Raw genomic sequence first — 15148 nt, forward strand, 5'->3', positions numbered from 1 at the left:
CCCGCTCTATCTCGGCCACCCGCAATTCGAGGGCTTCGAGACGATCCAGACGGTCGGGCGGGCCGGATAACCGTGAGGTGGCGGGGCGGATCGATCGCCGCCCCGCCGCCCGCTCAGGCCACCTTGGGCGCGTCGAGCCGTGGCAGGACCACCGCCAGCAAGCCGACCGCCGGCAGGAACGCGCAGATTCCGTAGACGAACTCGATGCTGGTGCGGTCGGCCACCTCCCCCAGCACCGCGGCCCCCAGGCCCCCCATCCCGAAGGCGAAGCCGAAGAACAGGCCGCCGACCAAACCGACCCGCCCGGGCAGCAATTCCTGCGCATAGACCAGGATCGCCGGCATCGCCGAGGCGAGGATCAGGCCGATCGGCACCGTCAGCGCCACGGTCCAGAACAGGTTGGCGTGCGGCAGCGCCAGGGTGAAGGGCAGGACGCCGAGGATCGAGCCCCAGATCACCACCTTGCGGCCGAACCGGTCGCCGATCGGCCCGCCCGCCACCGTGCCGGCCGCGACAGCGCCCAGGAACACGAACAGGTAGAGCTGCGATTCCTGCACCGACACGCCGAAGCGGTGGATGAGGTAGAAGGTGAAGTAGGAGCTGAGGCTCGCCATGTAGAAATACTTGGAGAAGATCAGCACCAGCAGCACCGCGATGGTGCCGATCACCTTCGCCCGCGGCAGGGCGCGGATGGCTGCGCCACCCTTCTTCCCCCGGGCGGCGCCGGCCCGCAGCCGGTCGCGGTACCAGCGCCCGACGAGGCTGAGCACCACGAACCCGATCAGCGCCGCGATGGCGAACAAGGCGACGCTCGGCTGGCCGAGCGGCACGACGATGAAGGCGGCGAGGAGCGGGCCCAGCGCCGTGCCGGCATTGCCGCCGACCTGGAACACCGATTGCGCCAGGCCGTAGCGTCCCCCCGAGGCGAGGCGGGCGACCCGCGAGGCTTCCGGGTGGAAGATCGCCGAGCCGAGGCCGACGAGGCAGGCGGCCATCACCAGCAGGCCGTAGGAGCCGGCATGCGACAGCAGCAGCAGGCCGCAGAGCGAGAGCAGCATGCCGGTGGCGAGCGAGAACGGCATCGGCCGCTTGTCGGTGAAGAGACCCACCACCGGTTGCAGCACCGAGGCGGTGAGCTGGAACGCCAGGGTCAGAAGGCCGATCTGGCCGAAATCGAGGCTGTAAGCCTGCTTGAGGAGGGGGTAGATCGCCGGCAGCAGCGACTGCATCATGTCGTTGAGGAGATGCGAGAGGCTCAGGCCCCCGAGCACCACGGCGGCCGGTCCCGCCGCCGGGGCCAGCGACACGCCCTTGCCTGCGGCATCCGCCTGCGGCGGCCCGGTCACCGACGCCTCCACGGCCACGCCGCCCTCGCTCGCACGCGCATCCATCGCCGATCCGCTCCCCCCTAGGCGGCCGCTGCGGCCGCGTCCCGCCCTGCCCTCCGGTGAAGATCCCGGGGGTTTTCGGCGTGCCTTCCATACACCCGCCGGGTCCCACCGTCCCGTCGGTGGCCGCAGGGCTGGGATGCCGCCGGTCCCGGGCTTGCTGCCAGACCGGCAACCCGCCGGCAGCGGCCCGGGATGCGTGCGGTTTTGGCACGGTCCGTTCCACGCCGGCACAGGGACGGTTCACGGATCATCTCGCCATGCGACACGAACGGTTCCCGGAAGACGGGCATGCGAACCTCGCCTCCTCGGAGGCGCGCGCGGTCTGGAACGCGCTCCTGCCCCGCCGCGGCCGGGTGGTGCTGCGCCTCGCCATCGCGGGCGGCGCGGCATTCGCCGAGCTGGCGGCCGTGACCCTGACGGGGCTCGCCTGCGAGATGATCTATCATCTCGTCTCCTACGATCGGCAGCCGGATCTCGGCCCGTCGCTGGCGATCGGCCTGTTCCTCGGCCTGTTCGTGGTGCTGCCGAACGTCGCGCGCGGCGAGTACAGCATCGAAAACTATCTCGCCCGTGCGCCGCACCTGCGCCGGGTCGTCAGTCTCTGGCTCGGCGCCTGGGCGGTGGTGCTGGTCCTCGGCTTCCTCAGCAAGACCACCGGCGACCATTCCCGCGTCGCGGCGCTCGCGACCTTTCTCACCGGCCTGCCGGCCCTCGTCGTCACCCGCTTCGCCACCGTGGCCCTGGTGCGCCGGCTGATCACGCCGCGCTCCGATTCCGCCCGCCGCATTCACCTGATCGGCTACGAGGACGACGTCGCAAGCTTCTATGCCACCCACGACACCGCGGCTCTGGGCCTGCGGGTGATCGGGGTCAGCACCCTGCGCGGCGCGCCGGCGGGCAGCGACCCGGAGGCGCGCCGGACCCAGCTCGCCGAGGACCTCGACCTCAGCGTCTCGGTGGTGCGCTTCCTGCGGCCCGACGACGTGTTCGTGCTGGTGCCCTGGGCCGAGGTCGAGGATCTGGAGGCTTGCGTCGACGCCTTCCTGCGGGTGCCGGTCGCCCTCCACCTGCGCCCGGGCCGGGTGATGGACCGCTTCAGCGACGTGCGCCTCGGCCGGGTCGGCCTGCTCACCGGAATCAATGTCGGCCGCGCGCCGCTCAGCGCCCTCGAGATCGCCGCCAAGCGCACCTTCGACATCGTGGCGGCGTCGCTGGCGCTGGTGGCGCTCTCGCCGCTGCTGCTGCTGATCGCCATCCTGATCCGCCTCGACAGCCGCGGCCCGAGCCTCTTCCGCCAGAAGCGCTACGGCTTCAACCAGGAGGCGTTCTGGGTGTTCAAGTTCCGCAGCATGCGGGCGGATGCCGGCGCCGCCTTCCGGCAGGCGACCCGGGACGACGACCGCATCACCCGGATCGGCCGGTTCCTGCGCCGCACCAACCTCGACGAACTGCCCCAGCTCCTCAACGTGATCCTGGGCGACATGTCGCTGGTCGGCCCCCGGCCCCATGCGGTGGCGCATGACCGCAGCTTCGAGCGCCGCATCGCCCTGTATGCCCGGCGCCACAACGTGCGGCCGGGGATCACCGGCTGGGCGCAGGTGAACGGATTGCGGGGCGAGACCCTGACCGATGCCGACATGCAGCGGCGCGTCGAGCACGACCTGTTCTACATCGACAACTGGTCGCTGTGGTTCGATCTCCGGATCCTGGTGATGACGGTGGTGGCGCGCAGCGCGTTCCGGAACGCCTATTGAGTGTTACACCCTCACGCCGGCCTTCGGGCCGGCGCCCCGGCCCCGGCCCGAAGGCCGGCCTCACCAGGTGATGCGCAAGCCGGCATGCTCCCGGTTGCTGCTGCCGCGCTCCCGATACTCGCCACGCCGCGGGCCGTCGGGCGCCTTTGCTCAATCGGGCGGGAGACTGGCCTCATGGCGCCCCTGGCAGGCCTCGCACTCCCCCTCGATCTCGACGATCCGGCTCGCCGGCTTGAACCCCGCCTGGGCCAAGGTGCGGTCGAGGCTGCGCTCGATCTCGGTCGAGATGGTCTCGTCGACGCTGCCGCAGCGGCGGCAGATCAGGAACACCGCGCTCTCGCCGGCACCGTGCCCGTGCTCGCAGGGGACGAAGGCGTTGCGGCTGGCGATGCGGTGGACGAGCCCGTGCTCGGTGAGGAAGTCGAGGGCACGGTAGACCGAGACCGCCGCGACGCGCTTGCCCGGGGCGCTGAGGCGCTCGGCGATGTCGTAGGCGCCGAGCGGACGGCCCTCCTCGGCCACCACCTCCAGGGTGCGGCGGCGGAGCGCCGTGAACTGCAAGCCGCGATCCTGCGCCAGCCGCTCGGCCCGCGCGACCAGGTCCGCCGTCCGGGCAGGACCAGGCGCCACCGGGCCGTCATGCGCGTGATCGTGAGGCCCGCAGGCTCCGTGCTCGTCCATTCGACACTCTCCCGCGCCGTCCTACCCCAACCCGGCGGCGGTTGACAGGCCCTGGCTGTTACAGTGTAACGATCTCTGTTGGGGCGCCAGCCGGCTGCCCTCCATATGGGGTTCGCGGAGGCGCCCGCCGAGGGCGCGACCCGTCAAGGGCGCGACCCGGACCCGAGCGACCGATTCGCCGATGCCGCATCCTCCTGCTCCTGCCCTGCGGACCGACGCCGCCCCGCACCCGCAAGCCGCGCCGTTCTCGCTGCTGCGGTTCGGCGTCGCGCCCCGTCTCGCGGTGGCCGCGGTGCTGGCCGTGCCGCTCTGGGGCCTGATCGGCTGGGCGATCGCGTGACCGCCCCGATGCGGCCTCCCGCGCCCGGCGGGACCCTGGGATTTCGCGGTCTCACCCTCGGCTATGCCCGCCACCCGGCGGTCCACCATCTCGACGGCACGATCCCGGCGGGATCCCTCACCGCGGTGGTCGGGCCGAACGGCGCCGGCAAGTCGACCCTGCTCAAGGGCATCATCGGCGAAATCGCTCCGCTCGAGGGCGAGGTCGCCCGTGCGGGCCTCGCCCGGCGGGACATCGCCTACCTGCCCCAGGCGGCCGAGATCGACCGGGCCTTCCCGGTCGGCGTGTTCGACCTCGTGGCGATGGGGCTGTGGCGCCGGGTCGGGCCGTGGCGCTCGCTGACACCGCACCGGGCCGCCGTCGAGGCGGCCCTGGCGGCGGTGGGGCTCACCGGCTTCGAGCGCCGGCCGATCGGCACCCTGTCGGGCGGGCAGTTGCGCCGGGCCCTGTTCGCCCGCGTCCTGCTTCAGGACGCGCGGGTGATCCTCCTCGACGAGCCCTTCGCGGCGATCGACGCGCGCACCACCGACGAGCTTCTGGAGCTGGTCCATGGCTGGCACGCGCAAGGGCGCACCGTGGTGGCGGTGCTGCACGACCTCGACCAGGTCGCCCGCCATTTCCCCTCGACCCTGCTCCTGGCCCGCGAGGCGGTCGCCTGGGGGGCGACGCCCGAGGTGCTGACCACCGACAACCTGCGCCGCGCCCGCCGGCTCTGCGAAGCCTGGGACGAGGACGCCTCCGTCTGCCGCGCCGCGGCCGACGCGGCCCGGCACGCTCACGACCAGGGGCCGCAGGGTCACGACCACCCTCACGACCATCCCCACGGGCACGCCGCGTGATCGACTTCCTGACGGCGCCCTTCGTCGAGTTCTCCTTCATGCGCCGGGCGCTGGCCGGCTGCGTCGCCTTGTCGGTCGGCGCCGCGCCGGTGGGCGTATTCCTGACCCTGCGGCGGATGAGCCTGATGAGCGAGGCGATGAGCCACGCCATCCTGCCCGGCGCGGCGGTGGGCTTCCTGTGGGCCGGGCTGTCGCTGCCGGCGATGACGCTCGGCGGCCTCGTCGCCGGCCTCGCGGTGGCGCTCCTCTCCGGGTTCGTCGCCCGCTCGACGGTGCTGCGCGAGGATGCCAGCCTGGCGGCCTTCTACCTCATCTCGCTCGCCGCCGGGGTCCTGCTGATCTCGGCCCGGGGGTCGTCGATCGATCTCCTGCACATCCTGTTCGGGACGGTTCTGGCCCTCGACGACGACGCCCTGGTGTTGCTCGGCGGCATCGCCACCGTCACGCTCATCGGGCTGGCCGTCGCTTACCGGCCGCTGGTGATGGAATGCGTCGATCCGCTCTTCCTGCGCTCGGTCGGCCGGGCGAGCGGGCCGGTGCATTACGCCTTCCTGGCCCTGGTGGTGCTCAATCTCGTCGGCGGCTTCGCGGCACTGGGCACGCTGCTCGCCGTCGGGCTGATGCTGCTGCCGGCGATCACGGCCCGGTTCTGGGCCCTCGACCTCACCGGGCTGCTGCCGGCGGCGGTGCTCCTGGCGTTGTCGGCGAGCGTGGCGGGGCTCCTGGTCTCCTACTACGCCAGCCTGCCGACCGGCCCGGCGATCGTGCTCGCGGCCGGCGTTCTCTACCTCGCCTCGATGCTGCTCGGGCCCCGCGGCGGTCTCGTCTGGCGGCTCTTTCCCGCCCGGCACCTCGAAGCGTGAGCTACCTTGCAGCGCCGGAATCGGGCGGCCGGGGCGGCTCGCCCCGGTGCGCCGCCCGCCGGCAGGCATCCGAGCAATAACGCACCGCGTCCCAGACCCGCTCCCACTTCTTGCGCCAGGCGAAGGGCCGGCCGCACTGGGCGCACACCTTCTGTGGCAGGTCGCCCTTGCGGCGCATCCTCGGCATCGTGGGGTCAGCGTCCCGTATTGCCCGCATCGGCGAGCGGGATGGGGCTCCAGCGGGTGATGTGGACGTAGCCGTCCCGGGCCGCCACCAGGATCTGGCGGCGGTAGGAATGCACCACCGTCCCGGGGGGGTGGCGGTGGCCTTCCATCCAGCCGCTGGCCTCCTGCACGAAGATGCGGTTGTCGTTGATCCGCGCCAGGGTCTCGATGGCGCCGAAGGCCCGGATCCGGCGCAGGATCGTGTCGACCGGCTGGCGGAAATCGAGGCTGCGGTCGAGGTCGGTGACCCGCGGCCAGTAGGCGCCGTCGCCCTGCGGCTCGGCCTTGCGCCACAGGGCGGGCAGATCCCGGGCGATCGGCCCGCGGGCGAGCCGCATCGCCGCCATCTGGCAGCGGGCGAGCAGGGTCTCGTGGGTCTCGGTGCCGGAGATCGGGAAGACGTCCTGCGCCAGGATGTCGCCGATATCGAACCCCCCTTCGGCCAGCACGTGGGCGGTCACGCCCCAGCTCTCGTAGGATTCGAGGATGGCGCGGAACAGCGGATAGGGCCCGCGCCCGTCCGGCAGCGGCGAGGGATGGATGTTGAGGGCATAGCGCACCCGGCCGGGCCAGCCGGTGATGAGCCAGGGATAACCCGCCACCACCAGCGTCCAGTCGCGCCCGTGCTCGGCCGACAGCGCCTCGAGATCGGCGACGCGGATGCGCGAGAGCTGGATCGGCACCCGGTGCTTCCGGGCGAGCGCCACCACCCCGTCGTTCTGATCGTAGATTCCGTCGCAGGGGCGGGAGAACAGCTTGATCGGCTGCCAGCCCGCCGCGGCCAGGGCCTCGAACACACCGCCCAGGAAATCGATTCCCGCGAAGGCGAATTTCACGTCGCGACCTCCCTGCCCACCGACGCCCGGATCCGTCACCCGCCCTAGTTCGGCTTGTGGGCAGCCGAAGGGGGACCGCAATGGCGCGCATGTTATACCAACGGTCGTTGAAAACGACCTTTGGGTCCGTTCTCGAATTTTCGCAAGCCTCTGGCTTGGCATCGAAAATTCGAGATGGAGTCAACCGCCGGATGCGTCAGCATCGTCGGCCGTCGGTATTCGTCGAAGCCGGAAGCGATGGCCGCCCGCGCCCGTGCATGGGAATCTGACCGGCCATGCGCAGCCTCCGCCTCGTCCTCGGCGATCAGCTCCATCCCCGCCTCGCCACCCTCACCGATCTCGACCCCAAGATCGACACGGTGCTGATGGTCGAGGTCTGGGAGGAGGCGACCTATGTCCGCCACCACAAGCAGAAGCTGGTGCTGGTCCTCTCCGCCATGCGCCATTTCGCGGCCGAGTTGCGCGCCCGCGGCGTTGCGGTCGATTACGTGGCCCTGGAGGATCCGGGCAATACCGGCTCGTTCACCGGCGAGGTCGCCCGCGCCATCGCCCGCCACAGACCCGACCGGATCGTCGTGACCGAGCCCGGAGAATGGCGGGTCGAGGCGATGATGCGGGGCTGGGAGGAGCGGTTCGGGCGTCCCGTCGAGATCCGGGACGACACCCGCTTCCTGTGCCCGCGCCCGGTCTTCGCCCGCTGGGCCGAGGGGCGTGGCACGCTGCGGATGGAGACGTTTTACCGCGCCATGCGCCGGCGCACCGGCTTTCTGATGGAGGGGCGCGAGCCGGCAGGCGGGCGCTGGAACTTCGACCACGACAACCGCCGCCGCCTGCCCCCCGGCCATGCCGTGCCGGAGCGCCGCCGCTTCCCGCCCGATGCGGTGACCCGTGAGGTGATGGTCCTGGTCGCCCGCCGTTTCGCCGACCATTTCGGCGACCTCGACGGCTTTGCCTGGCCGGTGACGCGGAGCGAGGCGCTCGCCGCGCTGCGGCACTTCCTCGACGATTGCCTGGCCGGGTTCGGGGATTACCAGGACGCGATGCGGGCCGGCACGCCGTTCCTCTATCACGGGTTGATCGCCCCCGCCCTCAATCTCGGCCTCCTCGACGCCGAGGAGATTTGCCGCGCCGCCGAGGAGCGCTGGCGCGAGGGCACCGCGCCCCTCAACGCCGTCGAGGGTTTCATCCGTCAGATCCTCGGCTGGCGCGAATACGTGCGCGGGCTCTACTGGACGCGGATGCCGGACTATCCCGAGACCAACGCGCTCAACGCCACCCGCGCCCTGCCCTGGTTCTACTGGTCGGGGGAGACCGCCATGGCCTGCCTCGCCGAATGCGTGCGCGACACCAAGGCCCACGCGCACGCTCACCACATTCAACGCCTGATGGTGCTGGGGAATTTTGCCCTCCTCGCCGGTCTGGCCCCGCGCCAGGTCGAGGAATGGTTCCTGGTGGTCTATGCCGACGCTTACGAGTGGGTGGAACTGCCCAATGTCCACGGCATGGCGCTCTGGGCCGATGGCGGTCTCCTCGGCTCGAAGCCCTATGCGGCGTCCGGCGCCTATATCGACCGGATGTCGGATTACTGCCGTGCTTGCGCCTACGACGTGAAGGCGAAGACCGGCGACACCGCTTGCCCGTTCAACTATCTGTACTGGAACTTCCTGAGCGCGAACGAGGATCGCCTGCGCGGCAACCCGCGCCTCGCCATGCCGTACCGCACCCTGGACACGATGGCGCCTTCACGCCGCAAGGCGATCGTGGCGGAAGCCGCCCGCTTCCTCGATGCGCTGGAGATGTCACAGGGGCATCCAGACGGTGAGCGTGCCGTAGGAACCCGGGCGCCGGATCTGTTCCTCGTAGAGCCAGCCGGCCGAGACGCGGACGCTTAAGCGCGCAATGGCGAAATCGGTGGCATGGAGGCCGAGGCTCCATTTCCGGTAGCCGGTCCGGTCGGCATAGAGCGCCGCCTCGGGTCCCAGATAGGCCGCGCTCCAATCCGGCAGCCGGACGCCCCACGAGACCCGGCCCCAGGCGCTCCAGCGCGCCGTGCCGGCGATCACCGTCGTGGTCAGGAGCGTGGACTCGGTCGGCCGGGCCCACACTTCCCCCTGCACCCTCGCCCCCCAGCGAGGGGCAGGCAGCCGCCGCGTGCCGGGGCTGTCCAGCACCTCGAAGGCAAGCTCGGGCCCGGCGAACACCGCAGCGACGCCCCAGTCGCGCACCCATTGCCAACCGGCCACGGCGCCGGCCTGGACTGTGTGGCGCAGGGCGCGCGGCGGGGTCAGCCCGGCCTTGGCCCGCGGGTCGCCCCACCAGTCTCGCTCCGGCCGCAGGCCGTAGCCGAGGGTCGCGAGCGTGACGACGCCGTCCCGGGCGATCCCCCCGGGCGCGACCTTGGCCCCGGCGCTGACGAAGCTGGAACGGCCCGCATCCAGGCTGCCGAACAGCACGGTCCGCACGTCGTCCCGCTCGTCGGCGACGGCATCATCCGGCCAGGCGAGGCTCGCCGCCAGGGAGAGAAGGAATTGACGAGCCGGGGGAAGAGGCACGGTGGCCTGGCCTGTCGTTGCGATCATGGAAATATCTTTTCCAGAAAACGCACCGTCAAGCCGTCACGGAGACTGCGGAACAGGTCTGGGTCATCCTCTGCAACGGTGTCCGACGACGACCGGCATGCCGGCTCAGCCGGAGATCGTCCGTCGCCAGGCTGAGTTCGGGCCGGCTGCCGTGCAAAGACCTGCGCCGCATCTGTCAGCACTCGCGCGAGTAGGCTGCTATTGCCTGAAAAATCAACCGATTAGCTATGGTTTTGGCTTGAGCTTAAGCGTTGATTAACCTCATCATCGGACGCTTGGTCGGCAAAGCGCTGTGCACCCGAAAAGGATTGTCTAACGCTCAGGAGGTTCCATGGTCTCCAAGGAGTTTCGGCAGCAGATCGAAGGCTACGGCCTGACAACGGCCCATATTCTGTACCGCATCCCCGATCATCCCGGCGTCTTGCAGACCTATGTCTGGCAGGATTACGACCTCGCCCCGCGCTTCCCGGTGCTCACCGGCTTCCTGGATTTCTGGAAGCGGGAGCTGGACGGGCCGTTGCACTCGGTCCGGGTGGCGCATTCGCACCTGATCAAGCCGGCGGAGTTCCGCGCCGTGAATGGTGTGCTCACGCTGCACTGAATCGGAGGCGCTGGCGCTTTTTTGGGGCTCTGCCCCACGATTGCCCGGTTGACCGTGTGTGAGGCCCTTACGGTCGCGCTCCTGGCAGCGCGGCGCTCACGTCGGTGAACCATGCACAGGCGCATCCTCTCCGCGGCCGGGCCGCTTCGACGGCGGCTCGGGCCCGTTCTCGCCGCAGGGCCGGTCCACGCCGATCTCGGTGCGGCCAGCCCCCATGCACGCGGGTTGGCCCGGGCGGCGGAGTGGGCTAGAGGGGGCCGGGCGACCCCGCCTGCGAATGCCGCGCCCTCCTTCGAGGGGGCCGCGGTCACGCCAGGGGGCGCTTCTCCGGCCCCCGACGATCAGAGCCCCGTGACGCAATTCGCCCGCACTTCCGAGGTCCTGACCGTCCTCGCCGCCCAGGAGACCGAGCGGCTGACCGTCGGCGACATCGTGGCGGTCCTGCGCGACCGGGCCTTCGCGCTCCTCGTCGTGCTGCTCGGCTTGCCCAACTGCCTGCCGATGCCGCCGCCGATCCCGCTGATCTGCGGCCTGCTTCTCGCCCTCGTGGCGGCGCAGATCGCCGCCGGCATGTCGGCCCCGTGGCTGCCCCGCGCCCTGCTCGGTCGCTCGATCGCCCGTTCCGATCTCCAGCGCGCGGTGTCCCGGGCGGTGCCGCTGCTGCGCCGGCTCGAGCGCTGGTCGCGGCCGCGGCTGCGGGTGTTCGAGAACGACATCGGCATGCGTACCATGGGGCTGCTGCTCCTGGCGCTCTCTCTGGTGCTGATCGTCGCCGCGCCACTGGTCGGCCAGATCCCGCTCGGCCTCGCCGTGACGCTGGTTGGCCTCGGCCTCGTCGAGCGCGACGGGATCGTGGTGGCGGCGGGCCTCGGCATCGGCGTCCTCGGCGTGCTGCTCAATCTCGGCTTCGTCTACGCGGTGTTCACCGCCGTGATGGGGCTCCTGCATCTCGGTGCGGCTGCCGCGGGGGCGTGAGGCGTCCCTCACGTCCGGGAGAGGTCAGCGAGCCGGCCGAACTTCGCGCCGGTGATCGCCGCCGTCGGCGTGCAGAGCCGGTGATCTGCACCGGCTCTGCCTGGCTGTTCTCGAACGACCGGATGGCGCGTGGGTCGTGCGCCTGCGGCGCAGGGTCGAGGGCGCCTTCGCCCTGCTCTTGGCCGGCGCAGGCGTGCGGGTGCTCACGGCGGGGCTTCCGATCTGAGCGATCAGGCGACGGCGAATCAGGTCAAGCCCGCCAGCGCCGCCGGCGTATCGACGTCGATCAGCACGCCGGCCTCGTCCACTGACAGTTCGACCACGTCGTCGCGCCGCGCCAGCAGCGGGCCGGCGCCCCGGTCACCGGTGAGGGTGGCGAGGCCCGGAGCCAGGAGGCGACGGTTGAGCAGCACCGGGTTGCCGCGCTGCCCGTCCCGCACCGGCACCACGGCGGACGGGGTGACCGATGCGGACCGGAACGCCTCGGCGAGAAGGACCAGCAGGCCCGGGCCGATCCGCGGCATGTCGCCGAGGACGACCAAAGCCGCCGCGACCCTCTCCGGCAGGGCCTCGAGCCCAGCGCGCAAAGACGTCGACAAGCCGTCAGTGTAATCGGGATTCTCGACGAGCGTCAGCGGCAGGCCGGCGAGGGCGCCGCGTACCGCCTCGGCCGCATGGCCGAGGACGGCCACCACCGGCCCGAGATCCGCCGCCACGGCCGCCTCCGCCGCGTGGCGCACCAGCGGCTTGCCGTCGAGGAGGCTCAGAAGCTTCGGGCTGGCGCCAAAGCGGGTGCCGCGGCCGGCGGCGAGCAGCACCGTGCCGATGGGCTCAGGCATCGTTGGCGCTTTCCCCGCCATCCCGGGGCTGGGGCCGCGACACGATCTCCATCAAAAGCCCCCCGACCCCGAAGCCGACGATGTCGTCGCGGATCACGGGAAACCCCGCAAGCAGGCGTTGCAGTACCCAGTCGAAGCCGTTCTCCTTCGGCGAGCGAGCGCAACCCGGGGCCCCGATCACCGGCACCGCTCCCAGGCGACCGAGGAGCAGCAGGTTGCCGGGATCGACCGGCATGCCGAGATGGTCGACCACGCCGCCGGCCGCCTCGATCCCGGCCGGAATCACGTCGCGGCGGTCGGCAATGGCCGAGGCACCGAACACCACGGCCAGCTCCGCCCGGTCCCGTTCGATCGCGTCCCGCAGGGCGCTCGCCACCGCGGCGGAATCGTGCGGCACCCGGTACTCGCCGACGATGCGGGCTCCGGCGGGGCTCAGGCGGGCGTCGAGGGTGCGCAGGGTCTTGTCGATGACGCTCGGCTTCAGGCCAGGCAGGAGGGTCGATATCGCCGCCACCCGGGTCAGGCGGTAGGGCGCGACCCGGATCGCCGGCACGGCGACCCCGAGGGCCCGGTCGAGCACCGCGCCCGGCACCGCGTAGGGAATGATCTTGACGGTCGCCACCATCTCGCCGGGCACCACCGGCTTGAACGGGACCAGGGTCGCCAGCGTCACCGCCTCGTCGATCCGGTTCACGGCGGTGATCGCTGCCTCGTCGAGGCAGAGAAGGCCGGCCTGCGCCGCATGGAGGTTGGCCCGGCCGGTGAAGGGTGGCTCGACGGTGACGCCCGGCCCCGCGACGGCCGCGGCGAGCCGTTCCGCCGCCGCATCCTCGCCAACGTCGCCCGGTTCCAGGGCCACCGCCACCACCTCGACGACGCCCGCGGCCTCAAGCCGCGCCGCCTCCTCCGCGCCGATCGGCCGCCCCTTCTTCACCATGGCGTTGCCGGCGCGCACCGAATGGGCGGCGATCAGACCGGCCGCCTCTGCGATCGGAACCGGGCCGAACCTCATGCCGGGGTCCGGCGGCGATCCTGCCGCAACGCGGCGATCACCTGGGCCAGAACCGAGACGGCGATCTCGGCCGGGCTGACCGCGCCGATATCGAGGCCGATCGGCGCGGCGATGCGGGCGATCTGCGCATTCGTCAGACTGGCGGCGGTCAGGCGCTCGACGCGCTTGCCATGGGTCTTCCGCGAGCCCAGCGCCCCGACATAGAAGCACTCGGCCTGGAGCGCCGCGATCAGCGCCGGATCGTCGATCTTCGGGTCGTGGGTCAGGGCCGCGAGCGCCGTGTAGCGGTCGAGGGGCGGCAATTGCGCCAGGGCGTCGTCCGGCCAGAGCGCCAGCAGCGGCACATCGGGAAATCGCTCCGGCGTCGCGAAGGCAGTGCGCGGATCGATGATGGCGACGTCGAGGTCGGTCGCCTGCGCCATCGGGGCGAGTGCCTGGCTGATATGGACGGCGCCGATCACCACGAGGCGCGGCGGCGGCACCTGCACGGTGAGGAACAGCGACCGACCCTCGGCCTCGACGATCCCGCTCTTGCCCGACCGGAACCGGGCTGCGAGTTCGGCGGCCAGGGGATCGGCCTCGGCCTCTGCCTCGCGCACCAGGCGCTGGGCACCGTCGGCCGTGTCGGTGACCAGGATGACGGCGCGGCGGGCGGCGCGCTCCCGGTTCATCTCCCGCAGGATGTCGAGCTTCACGCGACCGGCTCGACCAGCACGCGGATGCGCCCACCGCAGGACAGGCCGACCCGCCAGGCGGTCTCGTCGGCGACGCCGAATTCGAGCACCCGAGGCTTGCCGTCCTCGATCACGTCGGCGGCCTCGGCAATGACCGCGCCCTCGACGCAGCCGCCCGAGACCGAGCCGAGGAAGTTGCCCTCCTGGTCGATGATGAGGTGGCTGCCGACCGGGCGCGGGGCCGAGCCCCAGGTCTCGATCACGGTGGCGAGCGCCACGCCGCGGCCGGACTCGCGCCAGGCTTCGGCGGTGGCGAGGATGTCGGTATCTGTCGACAGCATCGGACAAGGTCTCCGGGGCCGTCAGCCCCGCCACAACAGTTAGGTGTCAGCCGGCATCGCGCAACCACGCCGTCGGCGCGCGGCCGCGCGGCTGGTGCGCGCCGAGCGCGCGGCAGAGATCGGCCATCGCCGACAGGCTATGGATCGGCCGGAAATCGTCGACATGGGGCAGCATCGCCCGGATGCCGCTGGCCCGGGCGGAAAAGCCCTGGAACCGCAGCAGCGGGTTGAGCCAGACCAGCCGCCGGCACGAGCGCCGCAGGCGGTCCATCTCGTGGGTCAGTTCCGGCGTCACCTCGCGCTCGAGCCCGTCGGTGAACAGCAGCACGACCGCGCCGCCGCCGAGCACCCGGCGTGACCAGTGCCGGTTGAACAGGTGCAGCGCCTCGGCGATGCGGGTGCCGCCCTCCCAGTCCTGCGCCCGGGCGCTGGCGCGGGACAACGCCTCGTCCGGGTCGCGGCGGGTCAGCTCGCGGGTGATGTTGGTGAGCCGGGTCGCAAAGACGAAGCTGTGCACTCTCCGCTGCTCGGACAGCGCGTGCAGGAAGTGCAGGAACAGCCGGGAATACTCCGCCATCGAGCCCGAGATGTCGCAGAGCGCCACGATCGGCGGCGGCCGCTCCCGCGGCGCCCGGAAGGCGAGGTCGATGGCGCCGCCCGCCCGCACCGTGCGCTGGAAGCTGCGCCGCGGATCGATCCGCCCGCGCGGCCGCGCCTCGAACCGCCGGGTCCGGGTCGCGTCGTCGGGCAGCCGCAGGGAGGCGATGAGCCGGCGCGCCTGCGCCACCTCCTCGGCGCTCATCTGGGCGAAGTCCTTGGCCTTCAGCACCTCGGCCTGCGATACCGACAGGGTGACGGTCGTGAGGTCTTCCTCGCTGACCTTGGGCTTTGGCCGCTCGGATTTCGGCGACAGCGCCTCCTGCACCCGCAGGGCACCGGCATTGGGAGGTTTGGGCGGCGCCTTGTCGGGAGCGACCGGCGACATCTGGGCGATCATCTTCTCGATCAGGTCGCGCCGGCGCCAGAACAGCCGGAACGCCTCGGCGAACAGGGCCGAATGCTCGTGGCGTCGCACCAGCACCGCGTGGAGGGTCCAGTAAAAGTCCTCGCGGTGGCCGATGGCGGCAGCCTCGACCGCCGCGACGGCGTCGAGCACGTCGCCGGGCCCGACCGGCACGCCGGCCGCCCGCAAGGCCCG

At 71.5% G+C, this 15148-nt stretch carries 17 protein-coding genes; 7 read left to right on the forward strand and 10 right to left on the reverse strand.

Annotated features, from left to right (window positions below; all coding sequences use genetic code 11):
* Window positions 1–113: 113 nt before the first annotated feature.
* The gene (locus tag VP06_RS25960; RefSeq protein ID WP_048466699.1) at window positions 114–1391 is read right to left on the reverse strand and encodes an MFS transporter; all 1278 of its coding nucleotides are present in this window, start codon (window positions 1389–1391) and stop codon (window positions 114–116) included.
* Between the two features lie 257 nt (window positions 1392–1648).
* On the opposite strand from VP06_RS25960, the gene VP06_RS25965 reads away from it, so the two are divergent.
* On the forward strand, window positions 1649–3145 hold the full coding sequence (locus VP06_RS25965) for an undecaprenyl-phosphate glucose phosphotransferase (RefSeq protein ID WP_048466700.1): 1497 nt from the start codon (window positions 1649–1651) through the stop codon (window positions 3143–3145).
* Window positions 3146–3295: 150 nt separating this feature from the next.
* Here the strand turns inward: VP06_RS25965 and VP06_RS25970 are convergent, their stop codons facing one another.
* Window positions 3296–3826, reverse strand: a complete 531-nt coding sequence (locus VP06_RS25970) for a Fur family transcriptional regulator (RefSeq protein ID WP_082167625.1) — start codon at window positions 3824–3826, stop codon at window positions 3296–3298.
* Window positions 3827–4007: 181 nt separating this feature from the next.
* Here VP06_RS25970 and VP06_RS37350 point away from each other — a divergent pair, with 181 nt between their 5' ends.
* Genes VP06_RS37350 through VP06_RS25980 form a run of 3 tightly spaced genes read left to right on the forward strand, consistent with a single transcriptional unit; the run spans window position 4008 to window position 5868 of the window.
* On the forward strand, window positions 4008–4166 hold the full coding sequence (locus VP06_RS37350; RefSeq protein ID WP_197093291.1) for a hypothetical protein: 159 nt from the start codon (window positions 4008–4010) through the stop codon (window positions 4164–4166).
* 8 nt (window positions 4167–4174) lie between these two features.
* A complete protein-coding gene (gene aztA / locus VP06_RS25975; RefSeq protein ID WP_048466711.1) occupies window positions 4175–5005 on the forward strand; it encodes a zinc ABC transporter ATP-binding protein AztA in 831 nt (276 codons plus the stop codon).
* Window positions 5006–5043: 38 nt separating this feature from the next.
* Window positions 5044–5868, forward strand: a complete 825-nt coding sequence (locus VP06_RS25980) for a metal ABC transporter permease (protein ID WP_197093292.1) — start codon at window positions 5044–5046, stop codon at window positions 5866–5868.
* 1 nt (window position 5869) lies between these two features.
* Here VP06_RS25980 and VP06_RS35320 read toward each other — a convergent pair whose 3' ends face one another.
* Together VP06_RS35320 and VP06_RS25985 are read right to left on the reverse strand one after the other, a co-directional pair.
* Window positions 5870–6055, reverse strand: a complete 186-nt coding sequence (locus tag VP06_RS35320; RefSeq protein WP_156295775.1) for a DUF2256 domain-containing protein — start codon at window positions 6053–6055, stop codon at window positions 5870–5872.
* Window positions 6056–6062: 7 nt separating this feature from the next.
* Entirely contained in the window at window positions 6063–6929 is an 867-nt protein-coding gene (locus VP06_RS25985) for a methionyl-tRNA formyltransferase (protein WP_048466702.1), read from the reverse strand.
* Window positions 6930–7204: 275 nt separating this feature from the next.
* On the opposite strand from VP06_RS25985, the gene VP06_RS25990 reads away from it, so the two are divergent.
* On the forward strand, window positions 7205–8821 hold the full coding sequence (locus tag VP06_RS25990; protein ID WP_048466703.1) for a cryptochrome/photolyase family protein: 1617 nt from the start codon (window positions 7205–7207) through the stop codon (window positions 8819–8821).
* Here the strand turns inward: VP06_RS25990 and bcsS are convergent.
* Complete coding sequence (bcsS, locus tag VP06_RS25995) at window positions 8729–9508, reverse strand: cellulose biosynthesis protein BcsS (protein WP_082167627.1); 780 nt, start codon at window positions 9506–9508, stop codon at window positions 8729–8731. The two genes, VP06_RS25990 and bcsS, sit on opposite strands and share 93 nt — an antisense overlap.
* 331 nt (window positions 9509–9839) lie before the next feature.
* Between bcsS and VP06_RS26000 the strand changes: the two genes are divergently transcribed.
* Window positions 9840–10109 (forward strand): usg protein, encoded by a 270-nt coding sequence (locus VP06_RS26000; RefSeq protein ID WP_048466704.1) that lies wholly within the window; start codon window positions 9840–9842, stop codon window positions 10107–10109.
* Window positions 10110–10460: 351 nt separating this feature from the next.
* Window positions 10461–11084: an exopolysaccharide biosynthesis protein gene (locus tag VP06_RS26005; protein ID WP_048466705.1), complete on the forward strand. Its 624-nt coding sequence runs from the start codon at window positions 10461–10463 to the stop codon at window positions 11082–11084.
* Between the two features lie 245 nt (window positions 11085–11329).
* Here the strand turns inward: VP06_RS26005 and VP06_RS26010 are convergent, their stop codons facing one another.
* The 5 genes from VP06_RS26010 to VP06_RS26030 form a co-directional block, all read right to left on the reverse strand.
* Window positions 11330–11923 (reverse strand): nucleotidyltransferase family protein, encoded by a 594-nt coding sequence (locus VP06_RS26010; protein WP_156295776.1) that lies wholly within the window; start codon window positions 11921–11923, stop codon window positions 11330–11332.
* Window positions 11916–12935 carry a molybdopterin-binding protein gene (locus tag VP06_RS26015; protein ID WP_048466707.1) on the reverse strand — a complete coding sequence of 340 codons (1020 nt, stop codon included), beginning with the start codon at window positions 12933–12935 and terminating at the stop codon, window positions 11916–11918. Before VP06_RS26015 ends, VP06_RS26010 begins: the two co-directional genes overlap by 8 nt.
* Entirely contained in the window at window positions 12932–13630 is a 699-nt protein-coding gene (locus tag VP06_RS26020) for an XdhC family protein (RefSeq protein WP_048466708.1), read from the reverse strand. Before VP06_RS26020 ends, VP06_RS26015 begins: the two co-directional genes overlap by 4 nt.
* Window positions 13627–13950 (reverse strand): XdhC family protein, encoded by a 324-nt coding sequence (locus VP06_RS26025; RefSeq protein WP_048466709.1) that lies wholly within the window; start codon window positions 13948–13950, stop codon window positions 13627–13629. Before VP06_RS26025 ends, VP06_RS26020 begins: the two co-directional genes overlap by 4 nt.
* Before the next feature lie 46 nt (window positions 13951–13996).
* Window positions 13997–15148 (reverse strand): vWA domain-containing protein (locus VP06_RS26030; protein WP_048466713.1); only part of this gene is annotated, 1152 nt, incomplete at its 5' end.

The organism is Methylobacterium aquaticum, assembly GCF_001043915.1.
Lineage (GTDB): Bacteria > Pseudomonadota > Alphaproteobacteria > Rhizobiales > Beijerinckiaceae > Methylobacterium > Methylobacterium aquaticum.